This is a genomic window from Streptomyces sp. SudanB5_2050, assembly GCF_964272335.1.
GTDB classification, from domain to species: Bacteria; Actinomycetota; Actinomycetes; order Streptomycetales; family Streptomycetaceae; genus Streptomyces; species Streptomyces rochei.
Genome location: NZ_OZ186760.1, coordinates 5,552,032 through 5,573,957 on the forward strand (window position 1 = coordinate 5,552,032; position 21,926 = coordinate 5,573,957).

Annotated in this window: 13 protein-coding genes; 9 read left to right on the forward strand and 4 right to left on the reverse strand. The window is 72.8% G+C overall.

Going from position 1 to position 21,926, the window contains the following annotated elements; all coding sequences use genetic code 11:
• Positions 1-17 precede the first annotated feature (17 nt).
• A complete protein-coding gene (gene smc / locus ACFZP7_RS24895) occupies positions 18-3,572 on the forward strand; it encodes a chromosome segregation protein SMC (protein ID WP_385635779.1) in 3,555 nt (1,184 codons plus the stop codon).
• 206 nt (positions 3,573-3,778) lie between these two features.
• On the forward strand, positions 3,779-5,197 hold the full coding sequence (locus ACFZP7_RS24900) for a sugar porter family MFS transporter (RefSeq protein ID WP_385635782.1): 1,419 nt from the start codon (positions 3,779-3,781) through the stop codon (positions 5,195-5,197).
• A 734-nt stretch (positions 5,198-5,931) separates the two neighbouring features.
• On the opposite strand, the gene ACFZP7_RS24905 is transcribed toward ACFZP7_RS24900, so the two are convergent.
• Positions 5,932-7,383, reverse strand: a complete 1,452-nt coding sequence (locus ACFZP7_RS24905) for a cytosine permease (RefSeq protein WP_385635785.1) — start codon at positions 7,381-7,383, stop codon at positions 5,932-5,934.
• Between the two features lie 176 nt (positions 7,384-7,559).
• Between ACFZP7_RS24905 and ftsY the strand changes: the two genes are divergently transcribed.
• Positions 7,560-8,768 carry a signal recognition particle-docking protein FtsY gene (gene ftsY / locus ACFZP7_RS24910; protein WP_385635787.1) on the forward strand — a complete coding sequence of 403 codons (1,209 nt, stop codon included), beginning with the start codon at positions 7,560-7,562 and terminating at the stop codon, positions 8,766-8,768.
• A 102-nt stretch (positions 8,769-8,870) separates the two neighbouring features.
• Here the strand turns inward: ftsY and ACFZP7_RS24915 are convergent, their stop codons facing one another.
• The gene (locus tag ACFZP7_RS24915; protein ID WP_385635789.1) at positions 8,871-9,542 is read right to left on the reverse strand and encodes a bifunctional DNA primase/polymerase; all 672 of its coding nucleotides are present in this window, start codon (positions 9,540-9,542) and stop codon (positions 8,871-8,873) included.
• 444 nt (positions 9,543-9,986) lie between these two features.
• Here ACFZP7_RS24915 and ACFZP7_RS24920 point away from each other — a divergent pair, with 444 nt between their 5' ends.
• From ACFZP7_RS24920 to ftsH, 6 genes are all read left to right on the forward strand, one after another.
• Complete coding sequence (locus ACFZP7_RS24920) at positions 9,987-11,480, forward strand: hypothetical protein (protein ID WP_127440976.1); 1,494 nt, start codon at positions 9,987-9,989, stop codon at positions 11,478-11,480.
• Between the two features lie 315 nt (positions 11,481-11,795).
• On the forward strand, positions 11,796-13,145 hold the full coding sequence (locus tag ACFZP7_RS24925) for an ammonium transporter (RefSeq protein WP_385635792.1): 1,350 nt from the start codon (positions 11,796-11,798) through the stop codon (positions 13,143-13,145).
• On the forward strand, positions 13,142-13,480 hold the full coding sequence (locus ACFZP7_RS24930) for a P-II family nitrogen regulator (RefSeq protein ID WP_019328769.1): 339 nt from the start codon (positions 13,142-13,144) through the stop codon (positions 13,478-13,480). The genes ACFZP7_RS24925 and ACFZP7_RS24930 overlap by 4 nt, the downstream gene beginning before the upstream one ends.
• A 29-nt stretch (positions 13,481-13,509) precedes the next feature.
• Positions 13,510-15,993 (forward strand): [protein-PII] uridylyltransferase, encoded by a 2,484-nt coding sequence (locus ACFZP7_RS24935; protein ID WP_385635795.1) that lies wholly within the window; start codon positions 13,510-13,512, stop codon positions 15,991-15,993.
• A 132-nt stretch (positions 15,994-16,125) separates the two neighbouring features.
• Complete coding sequence (ffh, locus tag ACFZP7_RS24940) at positions 16,126-17,676, forward strand: signal recognition particle protein (protein ID WP_125769687.1); 1,551 nt, start codon at positions 16,126-16,128, stop codon at positions 17,674-17,676.
• A 104-nt stretch (positions 17,677-17,780) separates the two neighbouring features.
• Positions 17,781-19,727: an ATP-dependent zinc metalloprotease FtsH gene (gene ftsH, locus ACFZP7_RS24945; protein WP_127444722.1), complete on the forward strand. Its 1,947-nt coding sequence runs from the start codon at positions 17,781-17,783 to the stop codon at positions 19,725-19,727.
• Positions 19,728-19,797: 70 nt separating this feature from the next.
• Here the strand turns inward: ftsH and ACFZP7_RS24950 are convergent, their stop codons facing one another.
• Both ACFZP7_RS24950 and ACFZP7_RS24955 read right to left on the reverse strand, forming a co-directional pair.
• A complete protein-coding gene (locus tag ACFZP7_RS24950) occupies positions 19,798-20,400 on the reverse strand; it encodes a hypothetical protein (RefSeq protein ID WP_385631280.1) in 603 nt (200 codons plus the stop codon).
• Between the two features lie 181 nt (positions 20,401-20,581).
• Entirely contained in the window at positions 20,582-21,478 is an 897-nt protein-coding gene (locus tag ACFZP7_RS24955; RefSeq protein ID WP_127444723.1) for a class I SAM-dependent methyltransferase, read from the reverse strand.
• Between the last annotated feature and the right edge of the window lie 448 nt (positions 21,479-21,926).

Consider the following 21,926-nt stretch of genomic DNA (forward strand, 5'->3'; position numbering starts at 1 on the left):
AGGTAGAGTCCGACGGCGTGCACCTGAAGGCCCTGACCCTGCGCGGTTTCAAGTCGTTCGCCTCGGCGACCACGCTCCGGTTCGAGCCCGGCATCACCTGTGTGGTCGGCCCGAACGGCTCGGGCAAGTCCAACGTCGTGGACGCGCTCAGCTGGGTCATGGGCGAGCAGGGCGCCAAGTCGCTGCGCGGCGGCAAGATGGAGGACGTCATCTTCGCCGGCACCACCGGCCGCCCGCCGCTGGGCCGGGCCGAGGTGTCGCTGACCATCGACAACTCCGACGGGGCCCTGCCCATCGAGTACGCCGAGGTCACCATCACGCGGATCATGTTCCGCAACGGCGGCAGCGAGTACCAGATCAACGGCGACACCTGCCGCCTCCTCGACATCCAGGAACTCCTCTCCGACTCCGGCATCGGCCGCGAGATGCACGTCATCGTCGGCCAGGGCCAGCTCGACTCCGTCCTGCACGCCGACCCGATGGGCCGCCGCGCCTTCATCGAGGAGGCCGCCGGCGTCCTCAAGCACCGCAAGCGCAAGGAGAAGGCGCTCCGCAAGCTCGACGCGATGCAGGCCAACCTCGCCCGCGTGCAGGACCTGACGGACGAGCTGCGGCGGCAGCTCAAGCCGCTGGGCCGCCAGGCCGCCGTCGCCCGCCGGGCAGCCGTCATCCAGGCCGATCTGAGGGACGCCCGCCTCCGCCTCCTCGCCGACGACCTCGTACGGCTGCGTGAGGCGCTGGAGGCCGAGATCGCCGACGAGGCCGCGCTCAAGGAACGCAAGGAAGCCGCCGAGCGCGAACTGGGCAAGGCACTGCGCCGCGAGGCGGACCTGGAGGACGAGGTCCGCCGGCTCACCCCGCGCCTCCAGCGCGCCCAGCAGACCTGGTACGAACTGTCGCAGCTCGCCGAACGGGTGCGCGGCACCGTCTCGCTGGCCGACGCCCGGGTGAAGAGCGCCACCTCCGCGCCCCCCGAGGAGCGCCGCGGCCGGGACCCCGAGGAACTGGAGCGCGAGGCCGCCCGCGTCCGTGAACAGGAGGCCGAGCTGGAGGCGGCCCTGGAGGCGGCGGAACGCGCCCTGGAGGACACCGTCGCCCACCGCGCCGACCTCGAACGCGAACTGGCCCTGGAGGAGCGCCGCCTCAAGGACGCCGCCCGCGCCATCGCCGACCGCCGGGAAGGACTGGCCCGGCTCAGCGGCCAGGTCGGCGCCGCCCGTTCCCGCGCCGCCTCCGCCCAGGCCGAGATCGAGCGGCTGGCCGAGGCCCGCGACGAGTCCCGGGAGCGCGCCGCCGCCGCGCAGGAGGAGTACGAGGCACTGCGGGCCGAGGTCGACGGCCTCGACGCCGACGACCAGGAACTCGCCGAGCGGCACGAGACGGCCAAACACCGGCTCGCCGAGGCGGAGGCCGCCCTGAGCGCCGCCCGCGAGGCCGCCACCGCGGCGGAGCGCGAACGCGCGGCGACCCAGGCCCGGCACGACGCCCTGGCCCTCGGGCTGCGCCGCAAGGACGGCACCGGCGCGGTCCTCGCCGCGAAGGACCGGCTCGCCGGACTGCTCGGCCCGGCCGCCGGGCTCCTCACCGTGACGCCCGGTCACGAGGCCGCCCTGGCCACCGCCTTCGGCGCCGCCGCCGACGCGCTCGCCGTGACCTCCCCGGCGGCCGCCGCCGACGCCCTCCGCCTGCTGCGCAAGCAGGACGCCGGCCGGGCCTCTCTGCTGCTCGCCGGAGCGCCCGACGACGCGACGGACCGGCCCGGCGCCGCCGGCGCGCCGTACGCCGCCGACCTGGTCCGGGGCCCGCAGGAGCTGATGCCCGCCGTGCGGCGGCTGCTGCGCGGAATCGTCGTGGTCGGCACCCTGGAGGAGGCCGAGGACCTCGTCTACACCCACCCGGAGCTGACCGCCGTCACCGCCGAGGGTGACCTGCTGGGCGCGCACTTCGCGCAGGGCGGGTCCGCCGGAGCGCCCAGCCTGCTGGAGGTGCAGGCGTCCGTGGACCAGGCCGCGGCCGAGCTGGCGGAGCTGGGCGTGCGGTGCGAGGAGCTGGCCCGGGAGCAGGAGGCGGCCGTCGAGCGGCGCCGGGAGTGCGCCGCGCTCGTCGAGGAGCTGGGGGAGCGGCGCCGGGCCGCCGACCGGGAGAAGTCGGCCGTCGCCCAGCAGCTCGGCCGGCTCGCCGGGCAGGCACGGGGCGCCGCCGGTGAGGCGGAACGGTCCGCCGCCGCGGCGGCGCGGGCCCAGGAGGCGCTGGACAAGGCGCTCATGGAGGTCGAGGAACTGGCCGAGCGGCTGGCCGTCGCCGAGGAGATGCCGGTCGAGGAAGAGCCCGACACCTCCGTGCGCGACCGGCTCGCCGCCGACGGCGCCAACGCCCGGCAGACGGAGATGGAGGCCCGCCTCCAGGCCCGTACCCACGAGGAGCGGGTCAAGGGCCTGGCCGGGCGCGCCGACTCCCTGGACCGGGCCGCCCGCGCCGAACGCGAGGCACGCGCGCGTGCCGAACAGCGCCGGGCCAGGCTCCGCCACGAGGCCGCCGTCGCCGAGGCGGTCGCCGCCGGCGCCCGGCAGCTGCTCGCGCACGTCGAGGTCTCCCTGGCCCGCGCCGACGAGGAGCGCACCGCGGCGGAGGCCGCCAAGGCCCGGCGCGAGCAGGAGCTGACCGCCGCGCGCGCCGCCGGGCGCGACCTGAAGGCGGAGCTCGACAAGTTGACGGATTCAGTCCACCGGGGCGAGGTACTCGGCGCCGAGAAGAGGCTGCGCATCGAGCAGCTGGAGGCCAAGGCGCTGGAGGAACTCGGTGTGGAACCGGCGGGGCTCGCGGCCGAGTACGGCCCCCATCGGATGGTGCCGCCCTCGCCCCCCGCCGAGGGCGAGGTGCTTCCCGAGGACCCCGGGCACCCCCGCAACCAGCCACGGCCCTTCGTCCGTGCCGAGCAGGAGAAGCGCCTGAAGGCCGCCGAGCGCGCCTACCAGCAGCTGGGCAAGGTCAATCCGCTGGCGCTGGAGGAGTTCGCGGCACTGGAGGAACGGCACCAGTTCCTCAGCGAGCAGCTGGAGGACCTGAAGAAGACCCGCGCCGACCTGCTCCAGGTGGTCAAGGAGGTCGACGAGCGCGTCGAGCAGGTCTTCACCGAGGCCTTTCGGGACACGGCCCGGGAGTTCGAGGGCGTCTTCAGCCGGCTGTTCCCGGGCGGTGAGGGACGGCTGATCCTGACCGACCCCGACCACATGCTCACCACGGGTGTGGACGTCGAGGCCCGGCCGCCGGGCAAGAAGGTCAAGCGGCTGTCGCTGCTCTCGGGCGGGGAGCGTTCGCTGACCGCGGTCGCGATGCTGGTGTCGATCTTCAAGGCGCGGCCCAGCCCGTTCTACGTCATGGACGAGGTCGAGGCGGCGCTCGACGACACCAACCTCCAGCGGTTGATCCGGATCATGCAGGAGCTGCAGGAGGCGTCGCAGCTGATCGTGATCACCCACCAGAAGCGCACGATGGAGGTCGCCGACGCGCTCTACGGCGTGTCCATGCAGGGCGACGGTGTGTCGAAGGTCATCAGTCAGCGGCTGCGCTAGTTCACTGGTCCTCACAGCAGGCACATAGCTTCAACTCTTGAACGCTCAAGCCCCCACTGCATCTCCAAACTCACACCACTCGACCTATTGACTTCGAAACTTGAAGGCATAGTCTCTGCAACGTTGCTTTTACCTTCAGGTCCCTTTCAGTGGCATCTCGAAGGCGAACCACCCCGGCAGCGTTGCCGGTAGCCCGAGGAGTACACGTGGCCAGCACATCGCAGGCATCCACATCAGGAGCCAGGACGGCTCACCCCGAACATCTCGGGCACGTCATCTTCATCGCGGCGGCGGCCGCGATGGGCGGTTTCCTCTTCGGCTACGACAGCTCCGTGATCAACGGCGCGGTCGAGGCCATCCGGGACCGCTACGACGTCGGGTCCGCGGTGCTGGCCCAGGTCATCGCCATCGCGCTGATCGGCTGTGCCATCGGCGCCGCGACCGCGGGCCGCATCGCCGACCGCATCGGCCGCATCCGCTGCATGCAGATCGCGGCGATCCTCTTCACCGTCAGCGCCATCGGCTCTGCCCTGCCCTTCGCGCTGTGGGACCTCGCCATGTGGCGCGTCATCGGCGGTTTCGCCATCGGTATGGCCTCGGTGATCGGCCCCGCCTACATCGCCGAGGTCTCCCCGCCCGCGTACCGCGGCCGGCTCGGTTCCTTCCAGCAGGCCGCGATCGTCATCGGCATCGCCGTCTCGCAGCTGGTCAACTGGGGTCTGCTCAACGCCGCCGGCGGCGACCAGCGCGGTGAGCTGATGGGCCTGGAGGCATGGCAGGTCATGCTCGGCGTCATGGTCGTCCCGGCCGTCCTGTACGGGCTGCTGTCCTTCGCCATCCCGGAGTCCCCCCGCTTCCTGATCTCGGTGGGCAAGCACGAGAAGGCCAAGCAGATCCTCGAAGAGGTCGAGGGCAAGGAAGTCGACCTCGACGCGCGCCTCGCCGAGATCGAGCACGCGATGCACCGTGAGGAGAAGGCCAGCTTCAAGGAGCTGCTCGGCGGCAGCTTCTTCTTCAAGCCGATCGTCTGGATCGGTATCGGCCTGTCGGTCTTCCAGCAGTTCGTCGGCATCAACGTCGCGTTCTACTACTCCTCGACGCTGTGGCAGTCGGTCGGCGTCGACCCGACGGACTCCTTCTTCTACTCGTTCACGACGTCGATCATCAACATCGTCGGCACCGTGATCGCGATGATCTTCGTGGACCGCGTCGGACGCAAGCCGCTGGCCCTGATCGGCTCGGTCGGTATGGTCAGCGGCCTCGCGCTGGAGGCCTGGGCGTTCTCCTTCGACCTGGTCGACGGCAAGCTCCCGGCCACCCAGGGCTGGGTCGCCCTGATCGCCGCCCACCTGTTCGTGCTCTTCTTCGCCCTGTCCTGGGGTGTGATCGTCTGGGTCTTCCTCGGCGAGATGTTCCCCAACCGGCTCCGCGCCGCCGCGCTGGGCGTGGCCGCCTCCGCCCAGTGGATCGCCAACTGGGCCATCACCGCGAGCTTCCCGTCGCTGGCCGACTGGAACCTCTCCGGCACGTACGTGATCTACACGATCTTCGCCGCGCTCTCCATCCCGTTCGTCCTGAAGTTCGTGAAGGAGACGAAGGGCAAGGCCCTGGAGGAGATGGGCTGACCGGCCCGCCCCGAACTCGGGGAGAAGGGCCACATCCCCGCTGCCCCTCTCCTCGTACCGTCCGCCGCCCCGTCCGGAACCTCCGGGCGGGGCGGCGGTGTGTTCGGGCGCTTGGACGGCCGCCCGTCACCCCTCGCCCGCGGCGGGTACGGGGGATTCGGCGGGCGTCTCGCGCCCGCCCGTGGCACGCGCTCAGCCGTGGCACGCGCTCAGCCGTGGCACGCGCTCAGCCGTGGCACTCGCCCGCTGGTGCGCGCGCAGGCCCGTGGCACGCGCCCGCCCGTGGCACGCGCCCGCCCGTGGCACGCGCCCGCTGGTGGCGCGCGCAGGCCCGTGGCTCGCGGGTGCCGATGCGCGTGGCCGCCCCCGGCCGAGACGCCCGCGTGGGCGAGGCCGGCGGCGGGGGATGGGCCGCCCCCGCCCATGCGACGGCGCTGTGGGCCGCTCACGCCCGGCGGACGGCATCCGGCGGCTGCGGGCACCGGGCAGTGGGCGGGGGACGTCCGCCGACGCCCCGCGCCGACCCCTGCGGCACGCGGTCTCCGCCGTCCCGCGGTACGGCGCGGCTCCCGCCCGCCCTTCGTCCGACACGGCGCATCCCCGTACGACGAGCCGACGCCCGCGGACCGTCGTGCGCGCCCGGTGGAAAGCGAACGTCCCCCCTCGCCGGGCGGCGAGAGGGGACGTGAGGGAACGGCGGGGGTACGCGGGCCGGAGACGGGCGCGGGGACGGCTCAGACGGTCGCGGGCTCCCGCTCGGCCGCCCGCGCGGCCTGCGCCGCCGGGACGACCAGCGCCGGCTTCGGCAGCACCGCGTACAGCGCACCGGAGATCACGACCGTGGCCACCCAGCCCAGCCCGTACTCCCCGACGAAGTTGTTCGCGGCGAGCGGGCCGGTGAACCAGTCCGAGGTGGTGAACATCAGGCCCGCGGCCAGGCCCACCGCCCAGGAGGCGACGGCGGCGGGGGAGAAGCCGCCCCGGTACCAGTAGGCGCTGGTGCGCGAGGTGTCCGCCATCGCCTCACCGTCGTACTCCCGCCCGCGCAGCATGTCCGCGCCGAAGACGCCGACCCAGGCGGAGAAGGCGACGGCCAGCAGGGACAGGAAGGCGATGAAGGAGCCCATGAAGCTGGTCGCCACCAGCATCAGCACGCCGCCGAAGACCAGCGAGATGACGGCGTTGACCGAGACGGCCCAGTGGCGCGGGATCTTGAAGCCCAGGGTCTGGGCGGTGAAGCCGGCCGAGTACATCGACATCGAGTTGATCAGCAGCATGCCGATCAGCGCGATCAGCAGGTACGGCACCGCGATCCAGGTGGGCAGGATCTCGCCGAGGAAGGAGACCGGGTCGGCGGCCGAGGCCAGGTCCGGCGTGGAGACGGCCATGATCATGCCCATCAGGACCATGGGCAGGACGACGATGCCGGCGCCGCCCACGGTCACGCCGACGATCCCCTTCGAGGAGGCGGTACGCGGCAGGTACCGGGTGAAGTCGGGCGCGGACGGGATCCAGCTCACACCGCCGGCGGCGATCAGGCCGACCCCCGTGATCATCGCGGCCACCGAACCGGCGGACCGGTCGAAGACGGCGGACCAGTCGGTGTCGACGATCAGGTACCCCAGCACCAGCACCGAGAAGGCGCCGAACAGGTACGTCGCGTACTTGTTGCATTTCTGCACGGCGTTGATGCCCAGGCCGGAGATCGCGAACGTCGCCACCACGAAGGCGAGCAGCGTCACCATGTCCAGCACGCTGTTGGCCTTGATGCCGAACACGATGTCCAGCACGGTGAGCACGGCGTACGCGCCGGTCACCGCGTTGATCGTCTCCCAGCCCCAGCGGGCGATCCAGATCAGCGAACCCGGCAGCAGGTTGCCCCGCTGGCCGAACACCGCGCGCGACAGCGCCATGCCGGGCGCGCCACCGCGCTTGCCGGCGATACCGATCAGGCCCACCAGGCCGTACGACACGACCGGCGCGGCGGCCGCGACGACCAGGGCCTGCCAGAAGTTGAGCCGGTACGCCACGACGAGGCTCGCGCCCATCGTGAGCAGCAGCACGCTGATGTTGGCCCCGACCCAGGTCGGGAAAAGCTCGCGGGTCCGTGCGGTGCGCTCGTGGTCGGGCACCTGCTCGATGCCGCGGGTCTCCAGGGCGCCTTCGGTCTCGGCGGTCTTGCTCATGTGGGGGGTCCGTGCCTCGATCGTGTGAGAAGAGGGGGCGGTCGGGACTCTACGCGCGTTGACGTGGCCTCTACCATCGTACTTTGATCCGACTCCTGCCTTCCAGTGCCCTTTGTCCTTTGGTGGAAGCCACAAGAGGCGGCCCCGGGGGGTCCATGGCTGATACTGGACGCGTTATGGAAATCGTCATCCTTGCTGTAGTCATCGCCGTGGTCGTGATCGGCGCGCTCGGCGGGCTGATCGTGGGCAGCCGCCGCAAGAAGCAGCTGCCTCCGCCGCCTCCCGCCGCGCCCGACATCACCGCCCCTCCGGCCGAGCCGCACGTCGGCGAAGAGGCCGAGACGCCGCGCGACGAAACGCGCCGGACGATAGAGGAGGTCGACCTCCCGGACGGCGGCACCGCCACCGTCGAGGAGCCGCCCGTCGTCGAAGAGCTCGAGATCCCGCAGATCGAGGTTCCCGAGCCCACCGCCGGCCGACTGGTCCGGCTCCGTGCCCGCCTCTCCCGCTCGCAGAACGCCCTGGGCAAGGGCCTGCTCGCCCTGCTCTCGCGGGAGCACCTCGACGACGACACCTGGGAGGAGATCGAGGACACCCTGCTCACCGCCGACGTCGGCGTGCAGCCCACCCAGGAGCTGGTCGAGCGGCTGCGCGAGCGGGTGAAGGTGCTCGGCACCCGCACCCCCGAAGAGCTGCGCGGCCTGCTGCGCGAGGAGCTGATCACCCTGGTCGGCCCCGACATGGACCGCGAGGTCAAGACCGAGCCGCCGAGCGGCAAGCCCGGCATCGTCATGGTCGTCGGGGTCAACGGCACCGGCAAGACCACCACCACCGGCAAGCTCGCCCGGGTCCTGGTCGCCGACGGACGCAGCGTCGTGCTCGGCGCCGCCGACACCTTCCGTGCCGCCGCAGCCGACCAGCTCCAGACCTGGGGCGAGCGGGTGGGCGCCCACACCGTGCGCGGCCCGGAGGGCGGCGACCCGGCCTCCGTCGCCTTCGACGCCGTCAAGGAGGGCAAGGAGCTGGGGTCGGACGTCGTGCTCATCGACACCGCCGGCCGCCTGCACACCAAGACCGGCCTCATGGACGAGCTGGGCAAGGTCAAGCGGGTCGTGGAGAAGCACGCGCCGCTGGACGAGGTGCTGCTCGTGCTCGACGCCACCACCGGTCAGAACGGTCTGATCCAGGCCCGGGTCTTCGCCGAGGTCGTCGACATCACCGGCATCGTGCTGACCAAGCTGGACGGCACGGCCAAGGGCGGCATCGTGGTCGCCGTGCAGCGCGAGCTGGGCGTGCCGGTCAAGCTGATCGGGCTCGGCGAGGGCGCGGACGACCTCGCGCCGTTCGAGCCCGCGGCCTTCGTGGACGCCCTCATCGGAGAGTGACCCGCCCGCGGCGTGACGAGCAGGAGCGCCCGCCCCCGTCGGACACCGGCGGGGGCGGGCGCTTCGTCGTAGGCGGGTGTGTGTCGGTGAGTGCCGGCGGCCCTACGCCCGCGAGCGGTGCGCCACGTACGCCAGGGTCCCCAGCAGCAGGCGGGCCGACGGGGGCTTCGTCGCCGAGTCGAGGGCCGGCGGGCGCAGCCAGCGCACCGGGCCCCGTCCGCCCCGGTCGGAGGGCGGCGCCGTGACGTACGTGCCGGGGCCGAGGCCGCGCAGGTCGAGGGCGGAGGGGTCGTCCCAGCCCATGCGGTAGAGCAGCCCGGGCAGCTCGGCGGCGGCGCCCGGTGCGACGAAGAAGTGGGCGCGGCCCTGCGGGGTCGCCGTGACCGGCCCCAGCGGCAGGCCCATGCGCTCCAGCCGGGCCAGCGCCCGCACCCCGGCGGGCTCGGCCACCTCGATCACGTCGAACCGCCGTCCGACCGGCAGCATCAGCGCGGCGCCCGGGAACTGGGCCCAGGCCTCGCTCGCCTCGTCCAGGGTCGCCCCCGCGGGCACCTCGGGAGCGAAGTCCAGGGGATGGGCGCCCGGCGCCGGGCAGTCGCGCCGCCCGCACGAGCACGCGCCCCCGGCGGCACGGGCCCCCGGCACCACGTCCCAGCCCCACAGTCCCGTGAACTCGGCCACCGCGGTGCACTCCGAGGCGCGAACGCGGCGGCGTGCGGCGGACCGGAGGTCGCGCATGCCCCGAGTGCCGCCGATGCCGATCGTGAAGCCCATGCCCCCTCCAACGGGTCCGACCCGACGCGGTTACGCAGCGGACGCGAAACGTGACTCTCTGCTTCCAACTCCCCAGTGTGGCGCGGTTCAGACAGCGTCCTGATGCACTCCGGGTCGCGTGCGGGCAGGCGCGCGCCCCGGAGTGCACCGTTGCACCGACTCCCGGTTGGCCTATGTCAAGTGAATCGCGTGCGGGCCACCGTGAGTTCATTCGAAGGGGTGGCGAATGGTGGCGATTCTGCAATCGCCATGGCTGGACGGGTGATCGTAGGATTACTTTGTGTGCATGAAGCCGTGGGGCACATGCACTCGTGGGTATGCCGGAGGCAACTCGGCTTTCCGTTCGAAGGCCGGCAACCGCCGGACGGAAGGCCCCGCCCACCGGCATTCTGATAGGGCTTGGCGCACTCGGCGACAGGTGGTTCCAGGGATGGGGGCGTTCCAGTGAGCGGCAACGGCGGAAGCGGTACGGACGCGGGAAGCGCTTCGCACGCCGACAAGCGCCCCAACGAGCTGCTCACCTCCTGGTTCGCCCGCAGCGGCTGGTCCAAGGGCGAGCTGGCCCGTCAGGTCAACCGCCGGGCCCGCCAGCTCGGAGCCAACCACATCTCCACGGACACCTCGCGCGTGCGCCGCTGGCTCGACGGCGAGAATCCGCGCGAGCCGATCCCGCGCATCCTCTCCGAGCTGTTCTCCGAGCGCTTCGGCGTCGTCGTCTCCGTCGAGGACCTGGGCCTGCGCACCTCCCGCCCGACCCCCTCCGCCACCGGCGTCGACCTGCCCTGGACGGGCCCGCAGACCGTGGCCCTGCTCAGCGAGTTCTCGCGCAGCGACCTGATGCTGGCGCGGCGCGGCTTCCTCGGGAGCTCGCTGGCCCTCTCCGCGGGCCCGTCCCTCATCGAGCCCATGCAGCGCTGGCTCGTCCCCTCGCCCCCGGCCACCGGCGCCGGACGCGAGGCCGCGCCGGGCTCACGCGCGCGCGGGCGCCTGTCCAGGCCGGAGCTGGAGCTGCTGGAGTCCACCGCGGTGATGTTCCGCCGCTGGGACGCCCAGTGCGGCGGCGGCCTCCGCCGCAAGGCGGTCGTCGGCCAGCTCCACGAGGTGACCGACCTGCTCCAGGAGCCCCAGGGCGAGGCCACCCGCGCCAAGCTGTTCAAGGTCGCCGCCGAGCTGGCCGAGCTGGCCGGCTGGATGTCGTACGACGTGGGGCTCCAGCCCACCGCGCAGAAGTACTTCGTCCTCGCCCTGCACGCCGCCAAGGAAGCCGGTGACCGGCCGCTCGGCTCGTACATCCTCTCCAGCATGAGCCGGCAGATGATCCACCTCGGCCGGCCCGACGACGCCCTGGAGCTGATCCACCTCGCGCAGTACGGCAGCCGGGACTGCGCCAGCCCCCGCACCCAGTCGATGCTGTACGCGATGGAGGCCCGCGCCTACGCCAACATGGGACAGCCCGGCCGCTGCAAGCGCGCGGTGCGGATGGCCGAGGACACCTTCGCCGAGGCCGACGAGTGGGACGAGCCCGACCCCGACTGGATCCGCTTCTTCTCCGAGGCCGAGCTGTACGGGGAGAACAGCCACTCCTTCCGCGACCTCGCCTATGTCGCGGGCCGCAGCCCCACCTACGCCTCCCTGGCCGAGCCGCTGATGCGCCGCGCGGTGGAGCTGTTCGCCGAGGACGAGGAACACCAGCGCTCCTACGCGCTGAACCTCATCGGCATGGCCACCGTGCACCTGCTGCGCCGCGAGCCCGAGCACGCCACCGGACTGGCCGTCGAGGCCATGGGCATCGCCAAGAAGGTCCGCTCCGAACGCGTCAACACCCGCATCCGCAAGACCGTCGACACGGCCGTACGCGATTTCGGCGACCTCGGCGAGGTCATCGACCTGACCGAACGGCTCGCGCAGGAACTCCCGGAGACCGCCGAAGCGGTCTGACCCCCACCAGCCCCGGCCGCGGCCGGCCCTCCCGAACTGCCCGACTCGGCTCCCCCATGCCAGGTCATTCGGAGGCCGTCGCGGCCGGCTCGCGTCCCCGGCCGGGGCATCCCGCCGCGCCCACGGGCGCCCGGCCCCGCATCCGGCAGTTCACCGACGCGTAACACGCACAGTGCCTTCGTCACGGCGGCGAAACAACGAGGGGCGTCCACCGAAACCGCGCTGCGCCAATCTCTTGGCGCATAACCGGCCCACCCCTCACTGCCCGCCCAGGCTTCGCCCGCACGGGGCCGTACCAACGACGAGGAGACGCCGATGGCTCCAGCCATCACGCTCGCCGCAGAGACGGAGCTCTCTGCCGCCAACACGGGCTTCATGCTCATCTGCTCCGCCCTGGTGATGCTCATGACCCCGGCCCTGGCCTTCTTCTACGGAGGCATGGTCCGCGTCAAAAGCACCCTGAACATGCTGATGATGAGCTTCATCAGCCTCGGCATCGTCACCGTCCTGTGGGTGCTCTACGGCTTCTCCATGGCGTTCGGCACGGACTCGGGGAGCCTCATCGGCTGGAACTCCGACTGGGTGGGCCTGAGCAACATCGGCCTGACCGAGCTGTGGGACGGCTACACCATCCCCGTCTTCGTCTTCCTGGTCTTCCAGCTGATGTTCGCCGTCCTCACCCCCGCCCTGATCAGCGGCGCCCTCGCGGACCGGGTGAAGTTCACGGCCTGGGCGCTCTTCGTCGCCCTGTGGGCCACGATCGTCTACTTCCCCGTCGCCCACTGGGTGTGGGGCGCCGGCGGCTGGGCCTTCGAGCTGGGCGTCATCGACTTCGCCGGCGGTACGGCCGTGCACATCAACGCCGGTGCCGCCGCGCTCGGCGTGATCCTGGTCATCGGCAAGCGGGTCGGCTTCAAGAAGGACCCGATGCGCCCGCACAGCCTGCCGCTGGTCATGCTCGGCGCCGGCCTGCTCTGGTTCGGCTGGTTCGGCTTCAACGCCGGCTCCTGGCTCGGCAACGACGACGGCGTCGGCGCGCTGATGTTCGTCAACACCCAGGTCGCCACGGGCGCGGCCGTCCTCGGCTGGCTCGCCTACGAGAAGATCCGGCACGGCGCCTTCACCACGCTGGGCGCGGCCTCCGGCGCCGTCTCCGGCCTGGTCGCCATCACCCCGGCGGGCGGCGCGGTCTCCCCGCTCGGCGCCATCGCCATCGGCGTCGTCGCCGGCGTGCTGTGCGCCATGGCGGTCGGCCTGAAGTACAAGTTCGGCTACGACGACTCCCTCGACGTGGTCGGCGTCCACCTCGTCGGCGGCATCCTCGGCTCCCTCCTCGTCGGCCTCTTCGCCACCGGCAAGGGCCAGTCCGAGGTCGAGGGCCTGTTCTACGGCGGCGGCCTCGACCAGTTCTGGAAGCAGTGCGCCGGTGTCTTCGGCGTCTTCGCCTACTCCCTGGTCGTCTCCGCCATCCTCGCCCTGATCCTGCACAGGACGATCGGCATGCGGGTCCCGGAGGACGACGAGGTGGCCGGCATCGACCAGGCCGAGCACGCCGAGACCGCGTACGACTTCAGCGGCGCCGGCGGCGGTGCCGCCCGGACGACCGCTCCGGCGGCCGCCCCCGCGCCCGCCGCCCAGGCCGAGAGCAAGAAGGTGGACGCATGAAGCTCATCACCGCCGTGGTCAAGCCGCACCGGCTCGACGAGATCAAGGAGGCGCTCCAGGCCTTCGGGGTCCACGGACTGACCGTGACCGAGGCCAGCGGCTACGGCCGCCAGCGCGGCCACACCGAGGTCTACCGCGGTGCCGAGTACACCGTCGACCTGGTGCCCAAGATCCGCATCGAGGTGCTGGTCGAGGACGACGACGCCGAACAGCTCATCGAAGTCGTCGTCAAGGCGGCCCGCACCGGCAAGATCGGTGACGGAAAGGTCTGGTCCGTCCCGGTCGACACGGCCGTACGGGTGCGGACCGGCGAGCGCGGCCCGGACGCCCTCTGAGGCGGGACGAACAGGACAGGAGTCGCCGGGTGACGAGTACGGACGTGACGAACGAAGCAGAGGACTCCGGACCCGGCGGCTACGCGGCGGCCCGGCTGCGCCTCCTCACCGAGGGGGCGCGGTCCGGGCCGCCGCGCCGTGCCGCCCTCGCCGCGCTGACCGACGACTGGCTGGCCGGCCTCTTCACCGCCGGTGCCGGAGCGCTGCGGGGTGTCTCCCTGGTCGCCGTCGGCGGCTACGGCCGCGGCGAGCTGTCCCCGCGCAGCGACCTGGACCTGCTCCTGCTGCACGACGGAGGCGACGACAAGGCGGTCGCCGCCCTCGCCGACCGCCTCTGGTACCCGGTGTGGGACCTCGGACTGGCCCTCGACCACTCCGTGCGCACCCCCGGCGAGGCCCGGAAGACGGCCGGTGAGGACCTCAAGGTCCACCTCGGCCTCCTGGACGCCCGCCACCTCGCCGGCGACCTCGGACTGACCGCCTCCCTGCGCACCGCCGTCCTCGCCGACTGGCGCAACCAGGCCCCCAGACGCCTGCCCGAGCTGCGCGAGCTGTGCGCCGAGCGCGCCGAACGCCAGGGCGAGCTGCAGTTCCTGCTGGAACCCGACCTCAAGGAGGCACGCGGCGGCCTGCGGGACGCCACCGCGCTGCGCGCCGTCGCCGCCTCCTGGCTGGCCGACGCCCCGCGCGAGGGCCTCGCCGACGCCCGGCGCCGCCTGCTCGACGTACGCGACGCCCTGCACCTGGCGACGGGACGGGCCACCGACCGGCTGGCCTTGCAGGAGCAGGACCAGGTGGCCGCCGAGCTGGGCCTGCTCGACGCCGACACGCTGCTGCGGCAGGTGTACGAGGCGGCCCGCGTCATCTCCTACGCCGGGGACGTCACCTGGCGCGAGGTGGGGCGCGTGCTGCGGGCGCGCTCCGTGCGGCCCAGGCTGCGCGCCCTGCTGGGCGGCGGCAAGCCCGCCCCCGAACGCTCCCCGCTCGCCGAGGGCGTCGTGGAGCAGGACGGCGAGGTGGTGCTCGCCCGCACCGCGCGCCCCGAACGCGATCCGGTCCTCCCACTGCGGGCCGCTGCCGCCGCCGCCCAGGCCGGCCTCCCGCTCTCCCGGTACGCCGTACGCCGCCTCGCGGCCGGCGCGGGCCCGCTGCCCACGCCCTGGCCCGCCGAAGCACGGGAGCAGCTGGTGACCCTGCTGGGGTCGGGCCGGCCCACGGTGCAGGTCTGGGAGGCGCTGGAGGCCGAAGGGCTGGTCACCCGGCTGCTGCCCGACTGGGAGCGGGTGCGCTGCCGCCCGCAGCGCAACGCCGTGCACGTGTGGACCGTCGACCGTCACCTCATCGAGACCGCCGTTCGCGCCGCCGGTTTCGCCCGCCGGGTCCACCGGCCCGACCTGCTCCTGGTCGCCGCGCTGCTGCACGACATCGGCAAGGGCTGGCCCGGCGACCACTCGGTGGCCGGGGAGACCATCGTCCGGGACGTGGCCGCCCGCATCGGTTTCGACCGGGCCGACACCGCGGTCCTCGCCACCCTCGTACGGCACCATCTGCTGCTCGTCGAGACGGCCACCCGGCGCGACCTCGACGATCCGGTCACCGTCCGCACGGTCGCCGAGGCGGTCGGCACGGAGGGGACCCTGGAGCTGCTGCACGCCCTGACCGAGGCGGACGCGCTGGCCACCGGACCGGCGGCCTGGTCCTCCTGGCGCGGCTCCCTCGTCGCCGACCTGGTCAAGCGGGTGGCGGCGGTCCTGGCCGGGGACCCGCCCGCGGAGCCCGAGGCGGGCGCGCCCACCGCCGAGCAGGAACGGCTCGCCGTCGAGGCGTTCCGCACCGGCGGGCCGGTGCTCGCCCTGCGGGCCCAGACCGAACCGCCGGCCGCTCCGGCGCAGACCGGCGATCCGGCGCCGACGGGCGGCGCCGCGCCGCCCGCCGCCCCGGAACCGCTCGGCGTGGAGCTGCTGATCGCCGTGCCCGACCAGCCGGGCGTGCTCCCCGCGGTCGCCGGGGTCCTGGCCATGCACCGGCTGACGGTCCGCACCGCGGAGCTGCGGTCCCTGCCGCTGCCGGACGGGGTGGACGGCACCGTGCTGCTGCTGGACTGGCGGGTCGCCGCCGAGTACGGCTCGCTGCCGCAGGCCGCCCGCCTCCGCGCCGACCTCGTCCGGGCCCTGGACGGCACCCTGGACATCGCCGCGCGACTCGCCGAGCGCGACGCCGCCTACCCCCGGCGCCGGGGCGTGGCGCCGCCCCCGCCCCGGGTGACGGTGGCGCCGGCCGCGTCCCGGCTGGCCACCGTGATCGAGGTCCGGGCGCAGGACGCACCCGGACTGCTGTTCCGGCTGGGGCGGGCGCTGGAGGCGGCGGGGGTGCGGGTGCGCAGTGCGCACGCCTCGACCCTGGGCTCCAACGCCGTGGACGCCTTCTACGTCACCGGTCCGGAGGGCGCGCGACTGCCGGGGGAGGAGGCGGGCGACGTGGCGAGAGCGCTGGAGGAGGCACTGCGGGGGTGACCTCGGGGACGGTCCCGTCCGCCGGAAGCGGCGGGCGGGAGGCCGGATGCGGCGGGCGGGGACGAATGTCCCGCGGAGCCGGATACCCTGGAAGACGCTCAGACGCCCCCGACTCCGAGGACCGACGCCACCGTGTTCGATACCCTCTCCGACCGCCTTAGCGCGACTTTCAAAAATCTCCGCGGCAAGGGCCGGTTGTCCGAGGCGGACATCGACGCCACGGCCCGCGAGATCCGCATCGCGCTCCTCGAAGCCGACGTGGCCCTGCCCGTGGTGCGCGCGTTCATCAAGCGCGTCAAGGAACGCTCCCTCGGCGCCGAGGTCTCCAAGGCGCTCAACCCGGCCCAGCAGGTCCTCAAGATCGTCAACGAGGAACTGGTCGCCATCCTCGGTGGCGAGACCCGCCGCCTGCGCTTCGCCAAGCAGCCGCCGACCGTGATCATGCTGGCCGGTCTGCAGGGTGCCGGTAAGACCACCCTCGCGGGCAAGCTGGGCCACTGGCTCAAGGAGCAGGGGCACTCGCCGCTGCTGGTGGCCTGTGACCTCCAGCGCCCCAACGCCGTCAACCAGCTCAGCGTCGTCGCCGAGCGCGCCGGCGTCGCGGTCTACGCGCCCGAGCCGGGCAACGGCGTGGGCGACCCGGTCAAGGTCGCCAAGGACTCCATCGAGTTCGCCAAGGCCAAGGTCCACGACCTGGTCATCGTCGACACCGCCGGCCGCCTCGGCATCGACCAGGAGCTGATGCAGCAGGCCGCGGACATCCGCGACGCCGTCAGCCCCGACGAGATCCTGTTCGTCGTCGACGCGATGATCGGTCAGGACGCGGTCAACACCGCCGAGGCCTTCCGCGACGGCGTCGGCTTCGACGGCGTGGTGCTCTCCAAGCTCGACGGCGATGCCCGCGGTGGTGCGGCCCTGTCGATCGCCTCGGTGACCGGCAAGCCGATCATGTTCGCGTCGAACGGCGAGAAGCTCGAGGACTTCGACGCCTTCCACCCTGACCGGATGGCCTCCCGCATCCTCGACATGGGTGACCTGCTCACCCTGATCGAGCAGGCGGAGAAGACGTTCAGCCAGGAAGAGGCCGAGAAGATGGCCTCCAAGCTGGCGTCCAAGAAGGGCCAGGACTTCACCCTGGACGACTTCCTGGCCCAGATGGAGCAGGTCAGGAAGATGGGCAGCATCAGCAAGCTGCTCGGCATGCTGCCCGGCATGGGCCAGATGAAGGACCAGATCAACAACCTCGACGAGCGCGACGTCGACCGCACGGCCGCCATCATCAAGTCGATGACCCCGGCCGAGCGCCAGGAGCCGACGATCATCAACGGCTCGCGCCGCGCCCGTATCGCCAAGGGTTCCGGTGTCGAGGTCAGCGCCGTGAAGAACCTGGTCGAGCGGTTCTTCGAGGCCCGCAAGATGATGTCCCGCATGGCCCAGGGCGGCGGCATGCCCGGGATGCCGGGGATGCCGGGCATGGGTGGCGGTCCCGGCCGGCAGAAGAAGCAGCAGAAGAAGGCCAAGGGCAAGCAGCGCTCCGGCAACCCGATGAAGCGCAAGCAGCAGGAGCAGGAGGAGGCCGCCCGCCGCGCCGCCGCCGCTCAGGGCGGGGGCGCCCTCGGCCTGCCGCAGCAGGGCGGCAAGGACTTCGAGCTCCCGGAGGAGTTCAAGAAGTTCATGGGCTGACGCGCCGGTCCGTACGTCACTGGGGGCGCCCCTTCCTCGGAGGGGGCGCCCCCGGCGTCGTACACCCGCATGCTCGCGCGGCTTTCCTGTCGTAACGTCCCGGTATGACCAACCCGTCCCCGCCGCGCAAGGCACCCGAGCCTCCCTGGCGCACCGAGGGCACGCCCGACGAGCCCGACAAGCCGCCGTCCGGTGGCAGGAGGATGCGCGGCGGCTGGTGGAACCTGGTCCTGGCCGCGCTGGTCGTCTACCTCATCGCCAACCTCGTGCTCTCCTTCTTCAACGAGGGTGACGAGCCGACCATCTCCTACACGGAGTTCAGCAAGCAGGTCGACGAGGGCAACGTCAGCAAGATCTACGCCAAGGGCGACGCCATCCAGGGCCAGCTGAGGAAGGCCCGGGACAACCCGGAGGGCGACGGGACGTACACCAAGTTCACGACCGAGCGGCCGACCTTCGCGGACGACCGGCTCTGGGACGAGCTGACCGAGCACGACGTCACCGTCACCGCCGAGCCCGTCGTCCAGCAGCGCAGTTTCCTGGTCAACCTGCTGATCGCGCTGGCGCCGATGCTGCTCCTGGTGGTGCTGTGGGTCTTCATCGCCCGGCGGATGCGCGGCGCCCTCGGCGGCGGTGCGGGCGGCATGCTCGGCCGCAAGGCGCCGCCCAAGCCGGTCGAACTGGAGCCGGGCAAGCAGCGCACCACCTTCGCGGACGTCGCCGGGATCGACGAGGTGGAAGGCGAGCTGAGTGACGTCGTCGACTTCCTGAAGAACCCCGCCGCCTACCGCCGCATGGGCGCCAAGATGCCCCGGGGCGTCCTGCTGTCCGGTCCGCCCGGCACCGGCAAGACGCTGCTGGCGCGCGCGGTGGCCGGCGAGGCCGGCGTGCCGTTCTTCTCCGCGTCCGCGTCCGAGTTCATCGAGATGATCGTGGGCGTGGGCGCGTCCCGGGTGCGGGAGCTGTTCGCCGAGGCCCGCAAGGTGGCGCCGTCGATCATCTTCATCGACGAGATCGACACCATCGGCCGCGCGCGCGGCGGCGGGTCCGGCATGGGCGGCCACGACGAGCGCGAGCAGACCCTGAACCAGATCCTCACGGAGATGGACGGCTTCTCCGGCGCCGAGGGCGTGATCGTCATCGCCGCCACCAACCGCGCCGACATCCTCGACCCCGCCCTCACCCGCCCCGGCCGCTTCGACCGGGTGGTCAGCGTCTCGCCGCCGGACCGGGGCGGCCGGAGGGCGATCCTGGAGATCCACACCCGGGAGATCCCGCTCGCCCCCGACGTCGACCTCGCCCAGGTGGCCCGCACGACCCCGGGCATGACCGGCGCGGAACTCGCCAACCTCGCCAACGAGGCCGCGCTGATCGCCGTCAAGCGGAAGCAGGACCGGGTGACGCAGGCCAACCTCTCCGAGGCCCTGGAGAAGGTCCAGCTCGGCGCCGAACGGCCCCTGGTGATGCCCGAGGAGGAGCGGCGGCGCACCGCCTACCACGAGAGCGGTCACGCCCTGCTGGGGATGCTGCAGCCGGGCGCCGACCCCGTCCGCAAGATCACCATCGTGCCGCGCGGCCGGGCGCTGGGCGTGACGCTGTCGACGCCGGACGCGGACAAGTACGCGTACACCGAGGAGTACCTGCGCGGGCGGATCATCGGCGCGCTCGGCGGGATGGCCGCCGAACAGGTGGTGTACGACGTGATCACCACCGGCTCGGAGAGCGACCTCGAACAGGTCACCCGGATCGCGCGCGGCATGGTCGGCCGCTGGGGGATGAGCCGGCAGGTGGGCCGGCTCTCCGCGCTGCCCGGCGACGCCCAGCAGGCGTACGGGCTCGCCGCCGCGCCGGCGACGCTGGACGCCATCGACGGCGAGATGCGGCGGGTCGTCGACGAGTGCTACGCGGAGGCCGTGCACAAGCTGCGCGAACACCGGGGGCGGCTCGACGCCCTCGCCGAGGCGCTGCTCGCCGAAGAGACGCTGGACGAGGCGGACGCCTACCGGATCGCGGGGATCACCCGGCTGACGAAGGAGGGGCCGGAGGTCTGATCACCTTCGGCCCCTCCCGGTGCGCCTGCGCGCGGAGGCCCGTCTCCGGGGAGCGCCTTGGCGCGGGCCCCTACTTCTGCGGGAACTTCCAGACGTAGGGCTCGCCGTCCTCTTCCTCCCAGTGGACCTCGACGCTCGTGGCGCCCGCGGGGATCACGTAGGTCTCGCAGAAGACGTGGCTCTCGCCCTGCTTCCAGCTGTCCACGTCGTAGGGGTCCTCGCAGCCCGGGCCGTCCTCGGAGGCGCCGATGAGGATGCCGCCGCGCTGTCCGTCGGCGAAGACCGTGGTGCCGTCGTGCACGCTGGAGCCGTCGGTGAGGGCCGGGCCGCCCTGGTGCGTGTACTTCACGTGCGCGGTGGCCAGCACCTTGCCCTTGGCGTCCGCGGCGTCCGCCACCGCCTCGGCGGCCTCCGCCTCGGTACCGACCTCCACCTTCTGCGCCACGACCTCGTAGGTGACCTCGCCCGGGTCCTCCGCGACCTTGCCCGTCGCGCTCTCGCCCGTGCCCAGGTCCCCGCCCGAGGCCGCCCGGGAGGGAGATGCCGACGCCTCCGGGCTCGCCGGGTTCTTCGCGTCGGCGTCGGTGTCGTCCGAGCCCCCGCACGCGGTGAGGGCCAGCGCGAGGACGGCGACGGGCGCGGCGAGACGCAGCGCGGTCTTGTGGTGCGGCACTACAGGCTCCTGTATGCAGATGTGTCTTTCCCCCGAACGGTGGATCAGACTAGAGGCCCGGGATCCACCTGGAGGTTCGGGAGGCGGCACCGACCGGCATCTTCACACCCTTCACACCCGCACCGCACCCACGTGGGAAGAAGCCGTTCAGGTGCCGCACCCGCCCGGTCGGAACCGGTCGTCAGGGAGTCCGGGCGATCAGGTAACGGAAGACGTTCGGCATCCACACCGTCCCGTCGGCCCGCTGGTGCGGGTGCAGCGCCTCCGTCAGCTCCTTGTCGACCTGTTCCTCGTCCGTGGCCGCGATCGCGGCGTCGAAGAGGCCGGTCGACAGCAGTCCGCGCACCGCGCTGCCGGTGTCGGCGTAGCCGAAGGGGCACGCCACCCGTCCCGAGCCGTCCGGCCTGAGCCCGGCCCGCTGGGCGACCTCCTCCAGGTCGTCGCGCAGGGCGGGGCGCCAGCTGCCCGCGCTGCGCAGCGGGTCCGCGAGCTTGGTGGCCACCCGCAGCACCGACGTCGTGGCACACCGCTCCGGCGGCCCCCAGCCGGCCAGCACGACGGCCGCCCCGCGCGCGGCGAGCGGTGTCGCCCGGGCGAGCAGCTCGGCGAGCCCGTCCGCGTCGCCCGCGAGGCACCCGATGGGCTCGAAGGCGGTCACCAGCGTGAACGGCGGCTCCGACGGGTCCGCCGCGTCCCGGGGCGCGCCCTCGACCACCCGCACCCCGTCGCCCGTACGCGCGGGCCGGTCCCGCCCCTCCCGCGCCCCGCCCCCGGGCGGCCCGGCGGTCTCGGCGTGCAGCCGTCGCCGCGCCAACTCCAGGCGTTCGGGGAAGCGGGAGTCGAGACCGGTGACCGCCGCACCCCGCGAGGCGGCCATCAGCAGGGCCAGTCCGGAACCGCAGCCCAGTCCCAGCACGCGTGTGCCGCCGCCCACGTCCAGTCGCTCGTAGACGGCCTCGTAGAGCGGTACGAGCATCCGCTCCTGTATCTCGGACCAGTCACGCGCGCGTGCACGCGGGTCCACACGAGGCACGTGCCCCGCGTGGGACGGGTGCTGCCGCACGAGCGTAGGTGTCATAGGAAAGCGCCCCAATCGACGAGTGTTTGCCGTTGTGCCCGATTCCGTGGCCCCCGTGCAGTGCGCTCGCACTCCCCCCGTATGCCAGGTAACTCCGGGCTCGCCGCGGCGTCCAGTGGTAGCGGGGCCCGGTTTGCCCGGACCCGGCCGCTGTGGCGAGATTTCACTTCCCGGCAACGTTGGCCTGGCCGCGCGGTACTCGGGGTAGCCCCCGCGCGACGTCTTCGGCGGATGGCCGGAACCCGTCCCCGGGCGATGACAGCGGGTGCCGGCCGGGCCGACGGGGCGGTTCCGGCCACGGTCCGGGGGCTCGGCGGCCGCCGCGCGGCGAGCCGGGGCGGTACGGGACGGGGCGGTGCCGCACGGCTGGGGCGCACCCGGTAACGTCGCGGTCGTCGACTCGGGCGGGATACGCCCGATCGGGTGGCGCCCCGCCGACGCGAGCGCG

Coding starts and splice junctions, on each gene's coding strand:
- ACFZP7_RS24905 (WP_385635785.1), bottom strand. CDS start 7,383: ATGAGCAAGACCGCCGAGACCGAAGGCGCCCTGGAGACCCGCGGCATC.
- ftsY (WP_385635787.1), top strand. CDS start 7,560: ATGGAAATCGTCATCCTTGCTGTAGTCATCGCCGTGGTCGTGATCGGC.
- ACFZP7_RS24915 (WP_385635789.1), bottom strand. CDS start 9,542: ATGGGCTTCACGATCGGCATCGGCGGCACTCGGGGCATGCGCGACCTC.
- ACFZP7_RS24925 (WP_385635792.1), top strand. CDS start 11,796: ATGGCTCCAGCCATCACGCTCGCCGCAGAGACGGAGCTCTCTGCCGCC.
- ACFZP7_RS24930 (WP_019328769.1), top strand. CDS start 13,142: ATGAAGCTCATCACCGCCGTGGTCAAGCCGCACCGGCTCGACGAGATC.
- ftsH (WP_127444722.1), top strand. CDS start 17,781: ATGACCAACCCGTCCCCGCCGCGCAAGGCACCCGAGCCTCCCTGGCGC.
- ACFZP7_RS24955 (WP_127444723.1), bottom strand. CDS start 21,478: ATGACACCTACGCTCGTGCGGCAGCACCCGTCCCACGCGGGGCACGTG.